General features: G+C 73.6%; 15 protein-coding genes. 9 read left to right on the top strand and 6 right to left on the bottom strand.

Going from position 1 to position 19,902, the window contains the following annotated elements; genetic code table 11:
* Window positions 1–364 precede the first annotated feature (364 nt).
* A complete protein-coding gene (locus SM793_RS32470; protein ID WP_320441913.1) occupies window positions 365–853 on the top strand; it encodes an Rv3235 family protein in 489 nt (162 codons plus the stop codon).
* A gap of 161 nt (window positions 854–1,014) precedes the next feature.
* Here SM793_RS32470 and secA read toward each other — a convergent pair whose 3' ends face one another.
* On the bottom strand, window positions 1,015–3,777 hold the full coding sequence (gene secA, locus SM793_RS32465; protein ID WP_320441912.1) for a preprotein translocase subunit SecA: 2,763 nt from the start codon (window positions 3,775–3,777) through the stop codon (window positions 1,015–1,017).
* 251 nt (window positions 3,778–4,028) lie between these two features.
* Between secA and SM793_RS32460 the strand changes: the two genes are divergently transcribed.
* Both SM793_RS32460 and SM793_RS32455 read left to right on the top strand, forming a co-directional pair.
* Window positions 4,029–4,634 carry a GNAT family N-acetyltransferase gene (locus SM793_RS32460; RefSeq protein ID WP_320441911.1) on the top strand — a complete coding sequence of 202 codons (606 nt, stop codon included), beginning with the start codon at window positions 4,029–4,031 and terminating at the stop codon, window positions 4,632–4,634.
* A gap of 150 nt (window positions 4,635–4,784) precedes the next feature.
* Window positions 4,785–5,987 carry a winged helix-turn-helix domain-containing protein gene (locus tag SM793_RS32455; RefSeq protein ID WP_320441910.1) on the top strand — a complete coding sequence of 401 codons (1,203 nt, stop codon included), beginning with the start codon at window positions 4,785–4,787 and terminating at the stop codon, window positions 5,985–5,987.
* 79 nt (window positions 5,988–6,066) lie between these two features.
* Here SM793_RS32455 and SM793_RS32450 read toward each other — a convergent pair whose 3' ends face one another.
* On the bottom strand, window positions 6,067–6,825 hold the full coding sequence (locus SM793_RS32450) for a response regulator transcription factor (protein ID WP_320441909.1): 759 nt from the start codon (window positions 6,823–6,825) through the stop codon (window positions 6,067–6,069).
* 301 nt (window positions 6,826–7,126) lie between these two features.
* Entirely contained in the window at window positions 7,127–7,819 is a 693-nt protein-coding gene (gene hpf, locus SM793_RS32445; RefSeq protein ID WP_320441908.1) for a ribosome hibernation-promoting factor, HPF/YfiA family, read from the bottom strand.
* A 364-nt stretch (window positions 7,820–8,183) separates the two neighbouring features.
* Between hpf and SM793_RS32440 the strand changes: the two genes are divergently transcribed.
* On the top strand, window positions 8,184–8,954 hold the full coding sequence (locus tag SM793_RS32440; protein ID WP_320441907.1) for a ComF family protein: 771 nt from the start codon (window positions 8,184–8,186) through the stop codon (window positions 8,952–8,954).
* Between the two features lie 84 nt (window positions 8,955–9,038).
* Here SM793_RS32440 and SM793_RS32435 read toward each other — a convergent pair whose 3' ends face one another.
* The 3 genes from SM793_RS32435 to mtrA all read right to left on the bottom strand — a co-directional run bounded on the left by SM793_RS32435 (window position 9,039) and on the right by mtrA (window position 13,723).
* Complete coding sequence (locus SM793_RS32435; protein ID WP_320441906.1) at window positions 9,039–10,928, bottom strand: LpqB family beta-propeller domain-containing protein; 1,890 nt, start codon at window positions 10,926–10,928, stop codon at window positions 9,039–9,041.
* The gene (mtrB, locus tag SM793_RS32430) at window positions 10,903–12,984 is read right to left on the bottom strand and encodes an MtrAB system histidine kinase MtrB (protein ID WP_413816086.1); all 2,082 of its coding nucleotides are present in this window, start codon (window positions 12,982–12,984) and stop codon (window positions 10,903–10,905) included. Before mtrB ends, SM793_RS32435 begins: the two co-directional genes overlap by 26 nt.
* Before the next feature lie 61 nt (window positions 12,985–13,045).
* Window positions 13,046–13,723 carry an MtrAB system response regulator MtrA gene (gene mtrA, locus SM793_RS32425; RefSeq protein ID WP_320441904.1) on the bottom strand — a complete coding sequence of 226 codons (678 nt, stop codon included), beginning with the start codon at window positions 13,721–13,723 and terminating at the stop codon, window positions 13,046–13,048.
* 287 nt (window positions 13,724–14,010) lie between these two features.
* On the opposite strand from mtrA, the gene SM793_RS32420 reads away from it, so the two are divergent.
* The 5 genes from SM793_RS32420 (at window position 14,011) to SM793_RS32400 (ending at window position 19,663) form a co-directional block, all read left to right on the top strand.
* A complete protein-coding gene (locus tag SM793_RS32420; protein WP_320441903.1) occupies window positions 14,011–15,240 on the top strand; it encodes a hypothetical protein in 1,230 nt (409 codons plus the stop codon).
* A gap of 5 nt (window positions 15,241–15,245) precedes the next feature.
* A complete protein-coding gene (locus tag SM793_RS32415) occupies window positions 15,246–15,917 on the top strand; it encodes a DUF4129 domain-containing protein (RefSeq protein WP_320441902.1) in 672 nt (223 codons plus the stop codon).
* On the top strand, window positions 15,914–17,152 hold the full coding sequence (locus SM793_RS32410) for a DUF4350 domain-containing protein (protein WP_320441901.1): 1,239 nt from the start codon (window positions 15,914–15,916) through the stop codon (window positions 17,150–17,152). Before SM793_RS32415 ends, SM793_RS32410 begins: the two co-directional genes overlap by 4 nt.
* A gap of 26 nt (window positions 17,153–17,178) precedes the next feature.
* Window positions 17,179–18,240, top strand: a complete 1,062-nt coding sequence (locus SM793_RS32405) for an AAA family ATPase (RefSeq protein WP_413816088.1) — start codon at window positions 17,179–17,181, stop codon at window positions 18,238–18,240.
* A gap of 112 nt (window positions 18,241–18,352) precedes the next feature.
* Window positions 18,353–19,663, top strand: coding sequence for a DUF58 domain-containing protein (locus SM793_RS32400; protein ID WP_320441900.1), 1,311 nt, complete (start codon window positions 18,353–18,355; stop codon window positions 19,661–19,663).
* Window positions 19,664–19,902: the final 239 nt, after the last annotated feature.

Genomic DNA, 19,902 nt, shown 5'->3' with positions numbered 1-19,902 from the left:
CGCGTCGGGCGGCCCGGCTCCGATCTCCGATCCTGCGCGCCGACCGGCCCGGGCCGCAACGCCCGTCCTGGCGAACCCGACCGTCCTCTTTCGGGCTTTCCCGCCCTTCCCGCTACGTCAACCCGGTGCCGACCGGCTCCGGCCCGGGCCCGCCGCCGCACGGGCCGACTCACCCGGATAGGTGAACTTTCCGGAGGCCGGGGCGCCCCGCGCAAAGCCGTTGCCACCCGCTGCGGACGGCCGCTAACAAGGGACCCGTCCGTACCCGCACCGACCAGACCGCACCGCACCGACCAGACCAGACCGCAGCAGCCGACCAGGCCCCGACCGGGCCCCGACCCGCCCGCCGCTCCGAGGAAGGCCCATGACCACATGCCCGAACCGCGCCGCTCCCCCGCCCGCCCCGCCCGCCGTCCTGTCGGCGCGCCCGTACCGCCCGCGCGGCACCGCCCGGGACCACCGGGCGGTCGCCGAACCGCGGCGCCCCCGCCACCCCAGGACGGCCTGCGCCGACGGACCGGGCCACGACCCGCGGGGCGGCCTGAGCACGCGGTTCGCGCACCGGCTGGTGGAGGTGCTGACCGGCTCCCGGCCGTCCGGCCAGCTGCTGCGCCACACCACCCTGGACTGCTACGGCCAGCTGTCCGCCCTGGTCCGGGCCGGCACCCTGCGCGGGACGCGGGGCGGCGAGCGGCCGCGGCTCGGTCCGGTGCACGACCGTTCGCCCGCGCCGGGCGCCGTCGAGGCCTGTGTCCGGGTCGACCTCGGCGGCCGGCACCACATGGTGGCGTTCCGGCTGGAGCCGCGCGGGCCGTCCGGCCAGTGGCAGTGCACCGCCGTGGAGGCCCGATGAGCCGCCCCGGAGCGGACCCGCGCCAGTCCCCGCCGGACCGGTGGGCGGACGCCGCCGCAGCGTTCCCCGCAGCGCCGGCGGCCCCGGGAACGACGCCGGGCGCCGCCCCCGTGAGGGAGCGGCGCCCGGTGTGGCGGCCGACCGGACCGGTCGGCCCCGCCTCAGCTCTTGCGGCGGCGGCCCTTGGCCGACTTGGCGGCCTTGCGGCGCTCGGCGCGGGTCAGACCGTCGCCCTCGTCCTCGGCACCGAGGTCGTCGAACTCGCCCTCGACCACACCGCCGCCGACCTCCTCCGAGGGGGCCGTGTAGTGCAGCCGCTGCGGCTTCGGGGCCTCCAGGCCCTTGGCCTTGATCTCCGGGCGGGGGGCGTCCTTCTCCAGCTTGTCGAGCAGCACCTGGGCGTCCTCGACCGGGACCTCCTCGACCTGCTGCTCGACCTGGACCTCCAGGTTGAACAGGTAGCCGACGGACTCCTCCTTGATGCCCTCCATCATCGCGGTGAACATGTCGAAGCCCTCGCGCTGGTACTCGACCAGCGGGTCGCGCTGCGCCATGGCCCGCAGGCCGATGCCCTCCTGGAGGTAGTCCATCTCGTAGAGGTGCTCGCGCCAGCGGCGGTCCAGCACCGAGAGGACGACCCGGCGCTCCAGCTCGCGCATGATCTCCTCGCCGAGCTGGTCCTCACGGGCGCCGTACTGGGCCTGGATGTCCTCCTGGATGGCCTTGGTGAGGAACTCCGAGGTGAGGCCCGCGGGGCCGCCGGCCTCCTCCTCCAGCTCGGCCAGGTCCAGGGTGACCGGGTAGAGCTGCCGGAGCGCCGTCCAGAGCTTCTCCAGGTCCCAGTCGTCCTCGAAGCCCTCGCCGGTGGCGGCGGTGACGTACGCCTCGACCGTGTCGTCCATGAAGTGGCCGACCTGCTCCTGCAGGTCCTCGCCCTCCAGGACGCGGCGGCGCTCGCCGTAGATGACCTCGCGCTGGCGGTTCAGCACCTCGTCGTACTTGAGGACGTTCTTGCGGATCTCGAAGTTCTGCTGCTCGACCTGGGTCTGCGCGGAGGCGATCGCCCGGGTGACCATCTTCGACTCGATCGGCACGTCCTCGGGCACGTTCGCCATCGAGAGCACGCGCTCGACCATGCCGGCCTTGAACAGGCGCATCAGGTCGTCGCCGAGCGACAGGTAGAAGCGGGACTCGCCCGGGTCGCCCTGACGGCCGGAACGGCCACGCAGCTGGTTGTCGATCCGGCGGGACTCGTGCCGCTCGGTGCCGAGGACGTAGAGGCCGCCGGCCTCCTTGACCTCGTCCTGCTCGGCCTTCACGGCCGCCTTGGCCTTCTCCAGCGCGGCCGGGAACGCGGCCTCGTACTCCTCCGGGCTGTCCACCGGGGTGAGCCCGCGCTGCGCCAGCTCGGCCGCCGCGAGGTGCTCGGCGTTGCCGCCGAGCATGATGTCGGTACCGCGGCCGGCCATGTTGGTGGCGACGGTGACGGCGCCCTTGCGGCCCGCCTGGGCAACGATCTGCGCCTCGCGCTCGTGGTGCTTGGCGTTCAGCACCTCGTGCGGGATACCGCGCTTGCGCAGCTCCTGCGACAGGTACTCGGACTTCTCGACCGACACGGTGCCGACCAGCACCGGCTGGCCCTTCTCGTGCTTCTCGGCGATGTCCTCGACCACGGCCGCGAACTTGGCCGGCTCCGACTTGTAGATGAGGTCGGGCTGGTCGATGCGCAGCGGGTTCTTGTTGGTGGGGATCGGCACCACACCGAGCTTGTAGATCTGGTGGAACTCGGCCGCCTCGGTGGTGCCGGTACCGGTCATGCCCGCCAGCTTGTCGTACAGCCGGAAGAAGTTCTGGAGGGTGATGGTGGCCAGGGTCTGGTTCTCGTTCTGGACCTCCACCCCTTCCTTGGCCTCGATCGCCTGGTGCATGCCCTCGTTGTAGCGGCGGCCGGCCAGGATACGGCCGGTGTGCTCGTCAACGATCATGACTTCGCCGTTCATGACGACGTAGTCCTTGTCGTTCCGGTACAGCTCCTTGGCCTTGATGGCGTTGTTCAGGAAGCCGACGAGCGGGGTGTTCACCGACTCGTAGAGGTTGTCGATGCCGAGGTAGTCCTCGACCCGGGTGACACCCTCCTCGAGGATGCCCACGGTGCGCTTCTTCTCGTCGACCTCGTAGTCGCGGTCGATCTTCAGGCGCAGCACCAGCTTGGCGAAGTCGGCGTACCACTTGGTCGCCTGGTCGGCCGGGCCGGAGATGATCAGCGGGGTCCGGGCCTCGTCGATGAGGATCGAGTCGACCTCGTCGACCACGGCGTAGTTGTGGCCGCGCTGGACGAGCTCGTCCTTCGACCAGGCCATGTTGTCGCGCAGGTAGTCGAAGCCGAACTCGTTGTTGGTGCCGTACGTGATGTCCATCGCGTACTGGCGCTTGCGCTCGGCGGGCGTCATGTTGCCGAGGATCACGCCGACCTCGAGGCCGAGGAAGCGGTGCACCCGGCCCATCCACTCCGAGTCGCGCTCGGCGAGGTAGTCGTTGACCGTGATCAGGTGCACGCCCTTGCCGGTGAGCGCGTTCAGGTAGGTGGGCAGGGTGCCGACGAGGGTCTTGCCCTCACCGGTGCGCATCTCGGCGACGTAGCCGTGGTGCAGCGCGGCGCCGCCCATGATCTGTACGTCGTAGTGCCGCTGGCCGAGGACGCGCTTGGCGGCCTCGCGGACGGTGGCGAAGGCCTCGGGGAGGATGTCGTCCAGGGACTCGCCGTCGACGAGTCGCTGCCTGTACTCGTCCGTCAGGGCGCGAAGCTCGGCGTCGGTGAGGTTGACGAAGTCCTCTTCGATGGAGTTGACCTGGGCGGCAATCCGCTGCAGCTTGCGAAGGATCTTGCCTTCGCCGGCGCGCAGGATCTTGTCGAAGACGGACACGTGAGCGGGCTCCTTGCCTGTATTGGCACTGGACGACTGCACGGCGGATCCACCCCACCGCACGGGCCATCGTATGCGAGGAGCCCAACGCCTCGGGAGGTGCGTCAGCACGGTATTCCCGTGTCACCCCTGCGAGCACATGCTCCGATAGCACTCCCCACCGGGACAAACCGGGCAACCGTCCGGAGAGTTGGGCGCCCGGGACCGTTAATCGGATGCTCGGATTCATCTCTGGACGAAATAATCCGCCCATGGAAGAAAGCCCCGAACCCCGCACCGGGGAGCAGGCCGGCCCGCCCGCCGCCCCCGTCCGCGAGCCCGTCGTCCTCACCACCGAGCGCCTCGTCCTGCGCGCTCCGCGCGAGTCGGACATCGACGCGATCGACGCCGCCTGCCAGGACCCGGAGATCCAGCGCTGGACGGTCGTCCCGAGTCCGTACAGGCGCAGCGACGCGGAGTACTTCGTGACCGACCTCGCCCGCAACGGCTGGCGGACCGGCGAGAACCTGGTCTGGTGCGTGTTCGAGCGCGAGTCCGGCGCACTGGTCGGCACCCAGGGGCTGGCGCTCCGCGCCGGGCGGACCGACACGGCCGAGATCGGCTGGTGGGCGGCCAAGGAGTTCCGCGGCCGGGGCTACACCGTGGAGGCGGCCACCGCGGTGGCCCGCTACGGCCTGGCCGAACTCGGCCTGCGCCGGCTGGAGTGGCTCGCCTACGTGGGCAACGACGGCTCCCGCGCGGTCGCCTCGAAGGTCGGCTTCCGGTTCGAGGGCACCCTGCGGGCGTACGCCGAGCAGCGCGGACGGTTCCACGACGCGTGGATCGCCTCCCTGCTGCCCGGCGACCTCGCCGACTGACCCGGCCCCACCGCCGGCCAGGGCTTCGGGCGACCTCCGGCCGAGCTGTCGACCGGCCCCGGCCGGACCACCGCCGCGCCCGCCCGTCCGGAGCCCCAGGGCTTCGGGCGGCCGGGCGACTTGTCGGTGCCCACCTCTAGGCTCGCCGGCATGACCGCCTCGACCCCTGGCACGTCCCCCCTCCCCGCACCGGTGACCACTCTCGGCGCCGACGACGCCCGCCGGATCGTCCTGCGCGCCCAGGGCCTGCTCGGCGCGCCCGACCGCCGCGGCGGGGTGCGCGGGATGCTGCGCCGGCTCGGCTCCGTGCAGCTCGACACCATCTCGGTGCTGGCCCGCTCCCACGAACTCGTGCCGTACGCCCGGCTCGGCGCGGTCGGCCGCCCGGCGGTCGAGGCGGCGTACTGGGGTTCCGGCACGAGCTTCGAGTACTGGTCGCACGCGGCGTGCATCCTGCCGGTGGAGGAGTGGCCGCTGTTCGCCTTCCGGCGCCGCCACTACCGCGCGAAGGCGCACGTCTGGGGCAAGCAGGGCGAAGCGGCGACCTACCGTTCGGTGCTGGACAAGCTGCGGGCCGAGGGCCCGCTCACCTCCACCGAGCTGGGCGGCGCCAAGAAGACCTCCGAGTGGTGGGACTGGTCGGACACCAAGATCGCGGTGGAGCGGGCGCTGGCCTTCGGCGACGTGGTCTGCACCGAGCGCCGGAGCTGGAAGCGCGTCTACGCCCTGGCCGAACAGGCCGTCCCCGCCGAGCTGTTCGCGGCCGAGCCGGACGACGCCGAGTGCCTGCGCACCCTGGTCGCCCAGTCCGGCGCGGCCCTCGGCCTGGCCACCCGGGCCGACCTCGTCGACTACCACCGGCTGCGCGCCGAGCAGGTGGACGCGGTACTGCCCGACTCCGGCCTGGTCCCGGTCGAGGTGGCCGGCTGGGGCCCGAACGGCACGCCCGGCGCGGCCTGGGCCGACCCGGAGGCACTCGCCACGACGTCGCGCGGCCGCCACCGCACCACGCTGCTGTCGCCGTTCGACTCGCTGGTCTGGGACCGTCCGCGCACCGAGCGGATCTTCGGCATGCTCCACCGGCTGGAGGCCTACACCCCCAAGCACAAGCGGGTGCACGGGTACTTCGCGATGCCGGTCCTGACCGGGGGCCGCCTCGTCGGCCGGGTGGACCCGGCCCGCGAGGGGCGGACCCTGGTCGCGCGCCAGGTCTCGCTGGACTCCCCCCGGCACCTGGAGGCGCTGGCCGCCGCGCTGCGCGAGGCGGCCGGCTGGGTGGGCTGCGACGCCGTCCGGGTCGAGGCGCTGCACGAGGAGTCGCTGCGCCCGGCGCTGGAGCGGCTGCTGGCCTGACCGAGCGCCACCCTTTCCGCCCCGGCCACCCCGGGCCACCCCGGCCACCTCTGCGGCCGGGGCCCACCGGGCCCTGCGGTCACCCTATTTCGAGGATCTTCTCCCGCATCGCGTACACCACGGCCTCCATCCGGGAGTGCAGTTGCAGCTTCTCCAGGATGTTGCGGACATGGTTCTTCACGGTGTTCTCGCTGATGAACAACTCCTTGGCGATCTCCCGGTTGTTCATCCCGGTGGCCACCAGTTTCAGCACCTCCAGCTCCCGGTCCGTCAGTCGCGGCGCGGGCACCAAGTCCCGTTCGTCGGAGCGGCGCTGGATCATCGACTTGAACTCGGTGAGCAGCTTGGACGCCATGGACGGGCTGATCTGTGACTGCCCGTCGGCGACCGCGCGGATCGCGGTGGCGACCTCGTCGGTGGAGATCTCCTTGAGCAGGTAGCCGGTGGCCCCCGCCTTGATCGCCTCGTAGAGGTCGGCCTCCTCGTCGCTTATCGTCAGCATGATGATCTTGGTGCTGGGTGCGACGTCCTTGATCGCGGTGCAGGCCTCGATCCCGCTGCGGCGCGGCATTCTGACGTCCATGAGGATGATGTCGGGCAGCAGGTCGGCCGCCTTGAGCACCGCCTCCGCGCCGTCCCCGGCCTCGCCGACGACGGTGATGTCCTCCTCCTCGGCCAGCACGATCTCCAGGCCGCGGCGGAACAACGCGTGGTCGTCCACCACCAGGACGCGGATCGGCTCCCCCCGGCGCGGTGCGTAGTCGGACCCGGCCCCGAGGCCGGACGACACCCCCACGACCGGCACTGTCGCGGGCCCCAGCCCGAACTGATCCCCCATCCGCTCCTCCCCCGTAGCCGGTCGTGTCGGCCAATCATTCCACGGCCGGGCGCCCTCGCGGTCACCCTCCGGTACCGATTGCCCCGCATTGGGTGACCTGTCCCATGACCGGCGTCCGCGCACCGACCCCGGAACCGCCGCGTACCGGTCCCCGGACCTGCCGCGCACCGCCCCCGGAACCGCCACACACCACCCCGGGAACACCGCGTACGGCCCCGGGAACACCGCGCAGGGCCCCGGAACGCCGGTGACCCCGGCGGCGGTCGCCACCGGGGTCACCCTCTCCTGCTGTCCGGACGGATCAGTCCTCGTCGTCGCCCGCGCCGATCGCACCGCCGGCGCCGCCACCCTCGACGGTCGAACCGTCGGCCTTCAGGTGGATCACGCCGTAGTGGTAACCGTGCCGGCGGTACACGACGCTCGGCAGGCCACTGTCCTTCTCCACGAAGAGGTAGAAGTCGTGGCCGACCAGCTCCATCTCGTAGAGCGCCTGGTCGAGCGCCATCGGGGCGGCCGGGTGGGTCTTCTCCCGGACCACCAGCGGGCCTTCGCCCTCCACTTCCAGGGATCCCATCATGGTCTTGCGGACGGCACCGTTGGTGCTGCTCTCCGACGGCTTCGGCTCGGGCAGCGCGGCCAGGGCCGCGGTCGCCTCGGCGACGCTGATCGGGGTGCGGCCGCTGCCGCCCTTGTGGACCCGACGCCGGTCCGCGGACTTGCGCAGTTGGGCGTCGAGCTTCGCCGAGGCCAGATCGAGCGCCGCGTAGGGGTCGGCGGCGGCGGCCTCGGCCCGGATCACCGGGCCACGGGTACGGAGGGTGATCTCCACGCGGTCGGACCGGTCGGCCTGCCGCGGGTTGTGTTCCTTGGACACCTCGACATCAAGGCTGATGGCCTTGGTGTCGAACTTCTGGACCTTCTCCAGCTTCTCGGCCACGTGATCCCGGAACCTCTTCGGCACCTCGGTCTTGCGGCCCTTGACGACGATGTCCACGCAGAACTCCGATCCCTCGTTCTGTCGCCGGCCCGGGTGCTACCGGACCGGACTGAGACCAGCCGGACCAGCCGATACTTCCGCCGGCCCCCGCCCCACCGGCAACGGTGGAACGACTGGCCCTCATCTCACTTCCTCCCCACCAGGGACGGTTGAAACCCCCTGGAGCCTTATCGAACACCTCACAAGGGGTTTTCGCCTCTCCGGCGGAGAGTTCGGGTATGACGGAGTGATGGGCCGGCGGTCAAGCTGCTGCACCCCTGTCTACCCTCCTGGGAGTGAAACACAGGTAAATACCTGGACAACACCCCCCGTACGGCGCATTCTTTGCTCACTCTCCGTGCCCCACCCGCGAGGAGCAGCCGTGCCGCGGACCACCGCACCACCCCACCGGCAGTCCGACCGGGGACCTTTCACCCACGCCCTGACCGGCCTCCTCGACGCGCTGCTCCCGGCCCCCTGCGCGGGCTGCGGCGCCGACCTCGGCCATCTGTGCCCGGAGTGCCGTCACCTCCTCGCCACCACCCCGCCGACGCCCGCCGCGGCCCTTCCCGGGGCGCACGCCGCCGCGCCGTACGACGGCCCGGTCCGGCGGCTGCTGCTCGCCCACAAGGAGCGCGGCGCGCTGGGGCTGGCCGGGCCGCTCGGCGACGCGCTCGCCCGGGCGGTGCGCTCCGCACTCGGCCCGTTCCCGGGACCGGCGCCCCTGCTGCTGGTCCCGGTCCCCTCCGCCCGGGCGGCGGTCCGCGCCCGGGGGCACGACCCCACGCTGCGGCTGGCCCGCGCCGCCGCCGGGGCCCTGCGCCGGGAGGGGCTGGAGGCCCGCGCGCTGCCGCTGCTGCGCCACGCCCGGCCCGTCGCCGACCAGGCCGGGCTCTCCGCCGCCGAGCGCCACCGCAACCTGCGCGGCGCGCTCACCGTGCGACCGCCCGGCCGTTTCCGCCGATCCGACCGCTCCGGCCCCGCCGGGTTCCGGCCGGTCCTGGTCGACGACCTGGTGACCACCGGTGCCAGCCTCGTCGAGGCGGCCCGGGCGCTGTCCGCCGCCGGCCTGCCGCCCGCCGTGGCCGCCACGGTCGCGGCGGCCGTCCCGCGCCACCGGCAGCACCGCCCCGACACCCCAGACGGCCGGTGAGGATCACCAGGCCGGGCGCCGGGCCGGTGACGATCACCCGGCCGGGCGCCGGGTCGGTGACGATCACCCGGCCGGCGCCGGCTCTCAGCCCGGGTAGATGAACGCGGAGGCCTTGTAGGGCAGCACCAGCTCCCGCCACTGGTTGTTGACCAGCCGGTACGGCTTGCCCACTTCCTTCTCCAGCGCCAGCACCGGCGGCACCGGCAGCGCGTTCGTCGCCCGGGACTCCGACGCGGCGACGGCGCCCATCTCCCCGCCGCCCAGCAGCCGCGCGTCCCGGTTCTGCGACCCGTCGGTGCTGATGTACTGCAACTGCTGGGCCTTGTCCTTCTCCTTGCCCAGCACCAGCAGTTGGTCGGCCTCCGCCCAGGACACCGCCAGCACCTCCTGGAACGCCGGGTTGGCCAGCCGCAGCCCCGTGATCCTCGCGGTCGGGGCGTCCTTGGTGCCGCCGTGCACGAGCAGCCCCAGCCAGAGCCGCTGGTCCTTGCTGTCCTTGCCCTCCTTCAGCAGCAGGGCGACCCGGACGCCGTCCGAGGACACCTTGACGCCCTGCACCGAACGCCCGGCCAGGTCGTCCACCGCCACCGGGACGGCCTGCTTGTCCCGCACCATCAACACCCGCGGCCCCGTCGGGTCGCGGTCCACCACGTACAAATCGCCGCGCCCGTCCCAGGTCGGCGAGACCAGCCCGTCGTCACCCTTCGAGCCCGGGCGGGCCGGGGTGGTGAGCACCGGCTGCGGCATGGCCGGCAGCGAGTCCAGGAAGGGCACCGTGTAGAGCTGGTGGCCGTCGGCGCTGATCGCCGCGGCACGCTCGGCATCGCGGGCCACCGCGACCGCGCCCAGCGGCCGACCGCTCTGCTGCGCCCGCCCCAGCGGCCCGTGCACGGGCTCGCCCACGGCGTCCCCGCGCGTCTCGTGCAGCACGCCGTCGTCGGCCCGCTGGTAGAACTGCCGGGTGGACATCTGCCCGGCCAGCGAGCCGGGCCCGGTCGCGGGCTCGTCGGCGCGGCTCGCCTGACAGACCGGGCCGCCGTGCTTGGCCCTGAGCTCCAGCCGCTCGACCTGCCCGGTGCCCTGGTCGGCGAGGGTGTAGAGGAGCTGGGTGGCCATCCGCCGGCAGGCGGTGGCGCTGCCGAGATCGACCCCGATCAGCGTCACGTGCCCGGTGCGGTTGTCGTCCAGGGTCACCGACTCGACCGCGTCGGGCCCGAGGCCCGCCGGGAAGGCCGAGCGGGCGACCGGCGCCAGCCAGGTCGACGGCCCCGAGACCAGCGCGCGGACCGCCGAACCCAACGGGTCTATTCGGCGCCGCAGGTAGATCGGGTCGGCGATCAGCACGTCCTGGTTGGTCACCGAGGCCGCGGTCGGCGCGGACGGGTCGGGCGCGGCGTAGAAGAACCGGTCGACCTGGCGGTAGCTGTTGCGGAAGTTGACCTCGTTGAGGATCAGCCCGTCCGGCAGCTTGTCGATCCGCCAGTCGCCGGCCTTCTCCCGCACGAAGGAGAAGCTGAACTGGATCATGCGCGGCGACTCGCCGATGTACGAGTGCCGGTCGTCCACCTGGGAGACCAGCTGTCCGTCGACCGGGATCGACACCTCGGTGTCGTTGTCGGTCACGCTCACCTTGAGGTGGCCCGGGTTGGCGGCGAGCACCTTGATGCCCGCCTCGGGGTTCCAGCTGGTCCGCGCGTCCGGCGTCAGGTACTTGCGCGCCGTCACATAGCTGTCGTCGGCGGTCAGCGCGTCGAGGAACCCGGCCAGCAGGTCCTGCGGCCCGGCTCCCTTGGCGGGCTCCACCGGGAAGACCCTGACCTGGAGGTTCTTCTCCGCCGAACTCTTGGACAGCTCGATCTTGGCGACGCCCCCGGAGTCCGGCATCGCCGCGCAGCCGCCGGCCAGCAGGGCACCCACCAGCGCGCCCGCCATCCCGGCCAGCCGCGGATCAATCCTGGCGCTGGTCCTTCGCACGCTGCGACCCCTCCGTGTCCGTTCCACCCGTGCCGTCCGCCCCTGCGGCCTCGTCCGGCCCCGCGGTCCGCTGCGCCACCGACGGCCGGCCCGGCGTCGGGTCCACCATGACCTGGGCCCCGGTCGCACCGTACCCCGCACCGACCGGCAGCACGTCCGACGGATCCGCGCGCGGGCCCTCGGCCGGCCGTCGGCCGAGGCCGGGGCCGATGCTCAGCACACCGCCGAGCCCACTGCCGAACCCGTTGCCGGCGGTGTCCGGCGTCTCCGGGACGGCCTGCTCGTCGGTCGCGGTGAGGGCGGTCGCCCCGGCCGGGCGCGCGGCCCGCCGGTACGGCGCCCCGTAGGTGCCCAGGCCCCGGTTGTTGCGGGAGTCCTCCGGCTCCAGCCGGAACGGCGCCCGGCTGATCTCACCGCCGCGGGTGCGCGGCATGGTGAGCCGGAAGTGCGAGCCGCCGCCCGGCTCCCCCCAGGCCTGCAGCCAGCCGCCGTGCAGATGCGCGTCCTCGACCGCGATCGACAGGCCGAGGCCGGTACCGCCGGTGGTCCGCACCCGGGACGGGTCGGCCCGCCAGAACCGGTGGAACACCCGGGACGCCTCGCCGGGCTTGAGGCCGATGCCGTAGTCCCGGACGCCGATGGCGACCGCGCCGTCCCGCGAGCCCAGCCGGACCACGACGTCCCGGCCCTCGCCGTGCTCCAGCGCGTTGACCACCAGGTTGCGCAGGATGCGCTCGATCCGCCGGGAGTCGACCTCGGCCAGCACCGGTTCACCGTCCCCGCGGATCACCACGGCACTGCCCTTGGCCTGCGCCAGCGGATCCGCGGCCTCGACCACCCGGCCGACGATCTCGCGCAGGTCGACCGGCTCGGCGTCCAGGACGGCCGCGCCCGCGTCGAAGCGGCTGATCTCCAGCAGGTCGGCGAGCAGCGACTCGAAGCGGTCCAGCTGCCCCTGGAGCAGTTCGGCGGAGCGGGCCGCCATCGGATCGAGGTCCTCGCGGCTGTCGTAGATGAGGTCGGCGGCCATCCGGACGGTGGTCAGCGGCGTACGCAGCTCGTGCGACACGTCCGAGACGAAGCGCCGCTGCACCCGGGAGAGCTCCTCCAGCTGCCGGATCTGCGCCTGCAGCGCGTTGGCCATCCGGTTGAACGACTCGCCCAGGCGGGCGATGTCGTCGGTGCCGGTGACCTTCATCCGCTCTTCCAGATGTCCGGCGGCCAGCCGCTCGGAGATCCCGGCGGCCATCCGGACCGGCGTCACCACCTGGCGCACCACCAGCCAGGCGATGCCGCCCATCATGATCACCACGAACACCCCGGCGGTCGCCAGCGTGCCGGTGACCAGGCCCAGGGTCTTGGTCTCCTGGCCGAAGGAGAAGACGTAGTACAGCTGGTAGCTGCCGTTGCCGGGCCCGGTGAACTGCTGCCCGAAGACCAGCCCGGGCTCGGTGTCCACGCCGCTCTCCGGCGAGCGCTGGATCCGGGTGGGCTGGCTGAAGCTCTGGCCGGGCTCCTGCGCGACCCTGGCCTTCAGACTGTCGGGGATGCTGCTCGGCAGGATGTCCGCGGAGTAGCGCGGGCCGAGGCCGGCCTTCTCCGGCTGGACGGTCTGGCCGGTGCCGGGCAGCATCGCGATCACCGAGTAGACGTTCTGCCCGCTCGCCGCCAGGTCGCCGACCTGCTGGAGCAGCCACGTGCCCAGCCCGTCGGGAGCCGGGTCGGTGGTCCCGGTCCGCAGCCGCAGGTCGTCCGCGTCGTCGATCTTCTTGAGCTCGGTCTGGAATCCCGCGAGCGCCTGGTCCCGGGCCGCCGACCGCTTGGTCTCCAGCAGCCCGGTGCGCACCTGCGCCACCACGACGACGCCCAGCACCATCACCACCACGACCGACAGCAGCAGCGTGGCCGCCACCACCCGCAGCTGGATCGACCGCCGGTACAGCGCCGCCACCCGGTTGAGGGGGCGGCGCAGCTGTCGGTTCACCAGCGCGAGCAGGGCGACCGGCCCCCGGCGGCGGCTGCTGCGCACGGTCGAACTCAGTACGTCCCCGCGCACGGCGCCGCCACCCCCGTCGGTCGCGGTACCCGCCGGGGTCTCGTCGGCCCGGTACATCACGTCAGCTGGGCCCGGCCTTGTAGCCGACGCCGCGGACGGTCACCACGATCTCGGGACGCTCCGGGTCCTTCTCGATCTTGGAGCGCAGGCGCTGCACATGGACGTTGACCAGCCGGGTGTCCGCCGCGTGCCGGTAGCCCCAGACCTGCTCCAGCAGCACCTCGCGGGTGAACACCTGCCAGGGCTTGCGGGCCAGCGCGACCAGCAGGTCGAACTCCAGCGGGGTCAGCGGGATGCCCCGGCCGTCCCGCTTCACCGAGTGACCGGCCACGTCGATCACCAGATCGCCGATGGTCAGCTGCTCCGGAGTCGGATCCTCGGCCCTGCGGAGCCGGGCCCGCACCCGGGCCACCAGTTCCTTGGGCTTGAACGGCTTGGTCACATAGTCGTCGGCACCCGACTCCAGGCCGACCACGACATCCACCGTGTCGGTCTTGGCGGTCAGCATGACGATCGGGATACCTGACTCGGCCCGGATCTGGCGGCAGACATCGATGCCGTCCCGGCCGGGCAGCATCAGGTCGAGCAGGACCAGGTCCGGCTTGGTCTCCCGGAACGCCGCTAGCGCCCTGTCCCCATCCGCGACGAAAAACGGCTCAAAACCCTCACCCCGCAGCACAATGCCGAGCATCTCGGCCAGTGCGGAGTCGTCATCAACGACGAGGACGCGTCCCTTCATGCGTCCATCTTCTCATTACCGGATTGTGACCTGCCGCACAGCAGTCCCATTGCTCCAGAACGGCCAACTGGCGATCCGGTCCAATTCAAGCCAAACCGGGCCATTTTCCAGCCCCCTTCCGCCCCCCGGACCCCCGGCGAAGCCGACGAAACGTCCGCCCCCCGGCCGTTGCCGTTCAGCAACCGGCTCCCCCTGGGGTGCGTCCGGGCACCATGGCACGATGGGCGCTGCGCGCGGGTGAAGATCCACCCGGTGCCGCGCCCCCCGAAGTCCTCCGAGGAGCAGTGATGACCGACACTCCGGGCTGGGCCTCGCCCGGCTCGTCCGAGCCGCCCCGCGACGGCGCCCGGCCCAGCGCCGACGCACCCGCCGCCGTGCCCGGCCAGTCGGCACCGCCCCAGGACACCCCGCCCGCCCGGGGAACCGCCCCCGGCGCCCCGCAGCCCCCCTACCCCGGGCAGCAGCCCGCCTGGGGCACCAGGCCCGGGCACGGCGCACCGCCGCCCGGCTGGGGCCCGCAGCCGCCCGGCGGCGGGTACGGCTGGGCCGCACCGCAGAGCCCCAAGCCCGGGGTGATCCCGCTGCGCCCGCTCGGCCTCGGCGAGATCCTCGACGGCGCGGTCTCCACCGTCCGCAAGCACTGGCGGGTCACCCTCGGCCTCGCCCTCGGCGTCGCGGTCGTCCAGCAGGGCGCCTCGCTCGGCGCCCAGCTCGCCATCCAGGGGGACACCGGCGACCTCACCCCGGTGCTGACCGCCCTGATCAGCCTGCCGCTCTCGATGCTGCTCGGCGTGGTCGCCTCGGCCCTGCTGACCATGGTGGTCAGCCGCGCCATCCTCGGACAGGCCGTGTCGATCGGTGACGCCTGGCGCGACGCCAGGCCGCGGCTGCTCCAGCTCCTCGGCCTCACCCTGCTCACCGGCCTCATCGCCGGCGGCATCGTCCTACTGGGCTTCGCCCCGCTGATCGGCTACCTGGTCACCGGGGCCGAGGAGCCCGCGATCGTCGGCCTGCTCGTCGTCGTGGGCCTGCTCAGCCTCCCGGTCGCCATCTGGATCGGCATCCAGCTCAGCCTGGCCGCGCCCGCCCTCATGCTGGAGAAGCAGGGCGTCATCACCGCCCTCTCCCGCTCCCGCCGGCTGGTCCGCCGCTCCTGGTGGCGGATCTGCGGCATCACCGTGCTGAGCCAGATCATCGCCGCGGTCGTCGGCGGAGTGATCAGCACCCCGTTCACGATCGCCGGCATGGTGATCGGCTTCGACGACTTCGTCGGACAGGTCGACGCCGGACAGAGCGGCAGCATGCCCGCCGCCATGCTGGTCATGATGGCGATCGGCGGCGTCCTCGCCTCCACCGTCACCCTCCCCTTCACCGCCACCATCGGCGTGCTGCTCTACGTCGACCAGCGGATCCGCCGCGAGGCCCTCGACATCGAGCTCGCCCGCGCCGCCGGCCTGCCCGAACACGGCGGCACCGGCTGGGGCGACCAGGCCGGCCCCGCTCCCGCAAGGCTCTGAGCCCGATGCCGATCCGGGGGGAGACCGTCGTGCTCGCGGGTGGCGCCCCGGTCACGACACCGCGCGACGCGGCCAAGGACGCGGCCCGCGACGAGCTGCTCAACGCCGACTACCACCGCCACGACCCGAGCCTCCAGGAACGGGTCATCAACTGGATCACGGACCGGATCGACGAAGCGCTGGGCGCGCTCACCGGCGAAGGCACCAGCGGCGCCACCGGCCTGGTCCTGTTCCTGCTGGTCGCCGCGACCGTCGGCGCCGCCCTCTGGTGGCGCCTCGGCGCGCCCAAGCGGGCCGCCCGCACCCACCCCGGGGTCTTCGGCCACATCGGCCCGCGCAGCGCGGCCGAGCACCGGGCCGACGCCGAACGGCACGCCGCCGCCGGCCGGTGGACCGAGGCCGTCCGCGAGCAGATGCGCGCCCTGGTCCGCGGTCTGGAGGAGCGCACCCTGCTCGACGCCCGCCCCGGCCGCACCGCCGACGAGGCCGCCGCCGAGGCCGGCCGCGCACTGCCCGGCCACGCGGCCGAACTCGCCGCGGCCGCCCGCGCCTTCGACGACATCGCGTACGGCGAGCGCACCGCCGACCAGGGCGCCTACCAGTCGCTGCGCGACCTCGACCGGGCCCTCGAACGCGCCCGCCCGGTCCTCGCCCCGGCCGCCGGAGGAGCCGCATGACCAGCGCCACCCCCGCGCCCCCGACCGACCGGGCCACCGCCCCACAGCCCGCCCCGGACGCCACCGGCAGCGCCACCAGCACCGCCCCCACCGGCCGCGGCCTGTGGCGGCGCGCCCGCTGGTACCTGCTCACCGCCGCCCTCCTGCTGCTCGCCGCCGTCCTGCTCGCGGCCGTCAACCAGGAGCGCCGGTACCCGCCGCTCGACCCCCGCTCCTACGAGCCCACCGGCAGCCACGCCGTGATCGCCCTCCTCGAGCGCGAGGGCCTCAAGGTCGACCTCACCGCCGACCCGGCCGTCCGGCCCACCGGCGCCGACACCCTCGTCCTGCCCGAGCCCGACCTGCTCACCCCCGAGCAGCTGACCGCCGTCGCCGCCGCCGGACACGGCCGGCTGGTCCTGGTCTCCCCCGGCCCCGCCGCCCTCAGCGCCCTCGTCCCCGGCGTCCGCACCTCCGACGAGAACGGCGGCGTCCCCTACGCCGGCGTGCGCACCACCGACCCCGGCTGCTCCCTCCCGGAAGCCGTCCGGGCCGGCAGCGCCCACCTCGGCGGCCTGCTCTACACCGCCGGCAGCCGCGGCGAGGGCTGCTACCCGCGCGGCCACGGCTACCCCCTGGTCGCCGTCACCACCGCCCGGAGCACCGACGTCGTGGTCCTCGGCAGCGGCGAGTTCCTCACCAACGAGCTGCTCGGGAAGGACGGCGACGCCGCCCTGGCACTCGGCGTGCTCGGCTCCCGGCCGCACCTCACCTGGCACCTGCCCGACTACACCGCCCCGGTCGCCGAGGGCGGGCGGAAGAGCTTCCAGGACTACATCCCCGAGGGCTGGACCTGGGCCGGCTACCAGCTCGGCATCGCCGTCGTGCTCACCGCGCTCTGGCGCGCCCGACGGCTCGGCCCGGTGGTCAGCGAAAGGCTGCCGGTCGTGGTCCGCGCCGCCGAGACCACCGAGGGCCGCGCCCGCCTCTACCGCCGTGCCAAGGCCCGCGGCCGCGCCGCCGACGCCCTGCGCCGCGCCACCGCGCTGCGCATCGCCCCGGCCCTGGGCGTCCCGCCGGTGGCCGGCGCACCCGACCCCACCGCCCTCTGCGCGGCCGTCGCGGACCGCCTCCCCGAGCGGCCCGCCGGGGACGCCGCAGCCCTGCTGTACGGCCCTCCCCCGACCGACGACGCCGCACTGCTGCGGCTCGCCGACGACCTCGACACCCTCGAAAGGCAGGTACGGAAGCCGTGACCGAGAAGGCCACCACCCAGCTCCGCATCACCCCCGGTCCGGCGCCCGCCACCACCGGCACCACCGTCCCCGGTTCCACCCCGCCCGGCACCGCCGCGCCCGGCACCACCGCCGACCCCCGGCTCGGGGACCCCCGGCTCGGCGACCCGCGCGAGGCGCTCACCGCCCTGCGCGCCGAGATCGCCAAGGCCGTCGTCGGCCAGGACGCCGCCGTCACCGGCCTCGTCGTCGCCCTGCTCTGCGGCGGCCATGTGCTGCTCGAAGGCGTCCCCGGCGTGGCCAAGACCCTGCTGATCCGCACCCTTTCCGCCGCGCTCAGCCTGGGGACCAAGCGCATCCAGTTCACCCCCGACCTGATGCCCGGCGACGTCACCGGCTCGCTGGTCTACGACGCCCGCTCCGCCGAGTTCTCCTTCCAGCCCGGCCCGGTCTTCACCAACCTGCTGCTCGCCGACGAGATCAACCGCACCCCGCCGAAGACCCAGGCCGCCCTGCTGGAGGCCATGGAGGAACGGCAGGTCACCGTCGACGGCGAGCCGCGCGCCCTGCCCGTGCCGTTCCTGGTCGCCGCGACCCAGAACCCGGTCGAGTACGAGGGCACCTACCCGCTGCCCGAGGCCCAGCTCGACCGCTTCCTGCTCAAGCTGATCCTCCCGCTGCCCGACCGGGACCAGGAGTTCCAGGTCCTCGCCCGGCACGCCGCCGGCTTCGACCCGCGCGACCTCGCCGCGGCCGGCGTGCGCCCGGTCGCCGGCCCCGAGCACATCGCCGCCGCCCGCGAGCAGATCGCCCGACTGACCGTCGCCCCCGAGGTGCTCGCCTACATCGTCGACCTCTGCCGGGCCACCCGGCAGTCGCCCTCGCTCTCCATCGGCGTCTCCCCGCGCGGCGCCACCGCGCTGCTCGGCGCCTCCCGCGCCTGGGCCTGGCTGGCCGGCCGCGACTACGTCACCCCCGACGACGTCAAGGCGCTCGCCCTGCCCACCCTGCGGCACCGCGTCGCCCTGCGGGCCGAGGCCGAGATGGAGGGCGTGACCGCGGACTCCGTGATCCAGGCCGTCCTCGCCCAGACCCCGGCCCCGCGCTGACCACCGCCCCAGGCATCCCCGCCCCCCAGGTATCACCACAGGTATCCACCACAGGTATCACCGCCTCACGTTTCGCCGCCTCACCGTCGGCCCCGACGAAGGAACGCACCGCATGGCCATCACCGGGCGAACCGCCCTGCTCGCCGCGCTCGGCGCCCTCGTCACGGGCCTGCTGCTGCCCTCCTGGGCCGGCATCGGCGCCGTCACCGGCGCGGTTCTGCTCGCGGTCGCCCTCGACCTGGTGCTCGCCGCCCCCGTCCGCAGTCTGCGGATCGACCGGGGCGGCGACACCACGGTCCGGCTCGGCGAAGCCGCCTCCGTCGAGCTGACCGTCACCAACCCGGCCGGCCGGCCCCTGCGGGCCCGGATCCGCGACGCCTGGGCCCCGTCGGCCTGGCGGCCCGGCACCGGGTTCGCCGCCTCCCGGCACACCCTGCGCGTCCCCGGCCACGAACGCCGCCGGGTCACCACCGTCCTCACCCCGAGCCGGCGCGGGGACCACCGCGCCCACAAGGTGACCGTCCGTTCGCTCGGCCCGCTCGGCCTGGCCGGGCGGCAGGGCTCGCACCTCGTCCCCTGGACGGTCCGCGCCCTGCCGCCGTTCGCCAGCCGCAAGCACCTGCCCTCCCGGCTCGCCCGGCTGCGTGAACTCGACGGCCGGACCTCGGTCCTGACCCGCGGCCAGGGCACCGAGTTCGACTCCCTGCGCGAGTACCTGCCCGGCGACGACATCCGCTCCATCGACTGGCGGGCCAGCGCCCGCCGCCACACGGTCGCCGTCCGCACCTGGCGGCCCGAGCGCGACCGGCACATCCTGGTCGTCCTCGACACCGGCCGCACCTCCGCCGGCCGGGTCGGCGACGCGCCGCGGCTCGATGCCTCGCTCGACGCCGCACTGCTCCTCACCGCCCTCGCCACCAAGGCCGGCGACCGGGTCGACCTGCTCGCCCACGACCTGCGCAAGCGGACCGCGGTGGCCGGCCGCTCCCCCGGCGAGATCCTCCCGGCCTTCACCAACGCGATGGCCGTCCTGGAACCGGCCCTCTACGAGACCGACATGCGCTCGCTGGTCGCCACCGCCTTGAAGATGGCGCCGCACCGCTCGCTGATCGTGCTGCTCACCGGCCTGGACGCGGCATCCGTCGAGGACGGCCTGCTCCCGCTGCTGCCGCTCCTCACCAAACGCCACGAGGTCGTCCTCGCCTCCGTGTCGGATCCCCACCTCGACGAGCTCGCCGCCGGCCGTGGCACCGTCGAGGCCGTCTACGGCGCCGCGGCCGCCGAGCAGACCCGCGCCGACCGCCGCCTCACCGCCGACCGCCTCACCCGCGCCGGCATCACCGTCCTCGACGCGCCGCCCACCTCCATCGCCCCGGCCCTGGCCGACACCTACCTCGCCCTCAAGGCCGCCGGCCGCCTCTGACAAAGGCTCCCTGACCCGTTGGGGAGCGGGAAAAAGCCCGCCACCGATCCGGTGGCGGGCTTTTTGAGTGCCTTTCGACGGGCCGTGGACCTTCCCCCGTCCGGGCGCTCGCCGAATGTCTCCAAGGGCCTTTCGGGACGCTTCTCGCGGCATTGGACAACGCACTTCGGCGCCGAATCGAGCGGCAGTCCCCCACGGACCGGATCCCCCTCCCCCGCGCCGGCCCGGAGAAATGCCTC

This window comes from Kitasatospora purpeofusca (assembly GCF_034043715.1).
Taxonomy (GTDB): Bacteria; Actinomycetota; Actinomycetes; order Streptomycetales; family Streptomycetaceae; genus Kitasatospora; species Kitasatospora purpeofusca_A.
The sequence above is the reverse complement of the archived record's forward strand: the minus strand, read 5'-3'. Positions and strand labels throughout refer to the sequence as shown.

Coding starts and splice junctions, on each gene's coding strand:
- SM793_RS32470 (WP_320441913.1), top strand. CDS start 365: ATGACCACATGCCCGAACCGCGCCGCTCCCCCGCCCGCCCCGCCCGCC.
- SM793_RS32460 (WP_320441911.1), top strand. CDS start 4,029: ATGGAAGAAAGCCCCGAACCCCGCACCGGGGAGCAGGCCGGCCCGCCC.
- SM793_RS32455 (WP_320441910.1), top strand. CDS start 4,785: ATGACCGCCTCGACCCCTGGCACGTCCCCCCTCCCCGCACCGGTGACC.
- SM793_RS32450 (WP_320441909.1), bottom strand. CDS start 6,825: ATGGGGGATCAGTTCGGGCTGGGGCCCGCGACAGTGCCGGTCGTGGGG.
- mtrA (WP_320441904.1), bottom strand. CDS start 13,723: ATGAAGGGACGCGTCCTCGTCGTTGATGACGACTCCGCACTGGCCGAG.
- SM793_RS32420 (WP_320441903.1), top strand. CDS start 14,011: ATGACCGACACTCCGGGCTGGGCCTCGCCCGGCTCGTCCGAGCCGCCC.
- SM793_RS32415 (WP_320441902.1), top strand. CDS start 15,246: ATGCCGATCCGGGGGGAGACCGTCGTGCTCGCGGGTGGCGCCCCGGTC.
- SM793_RS32410 (WP_320441901.1), top strand. CDS start 15,914: ATGACCAGCGCCACCCCCGCGCCCCCGACCGACCGGGCCACCGCCCCA.
- SM793_RS32400 (WP_320441900.1), top strand. CDS start 18,353: ATGGCCATCACCGGGCGAACCGCCCTGCTCGCCGCGCTCGGCGCCCTC.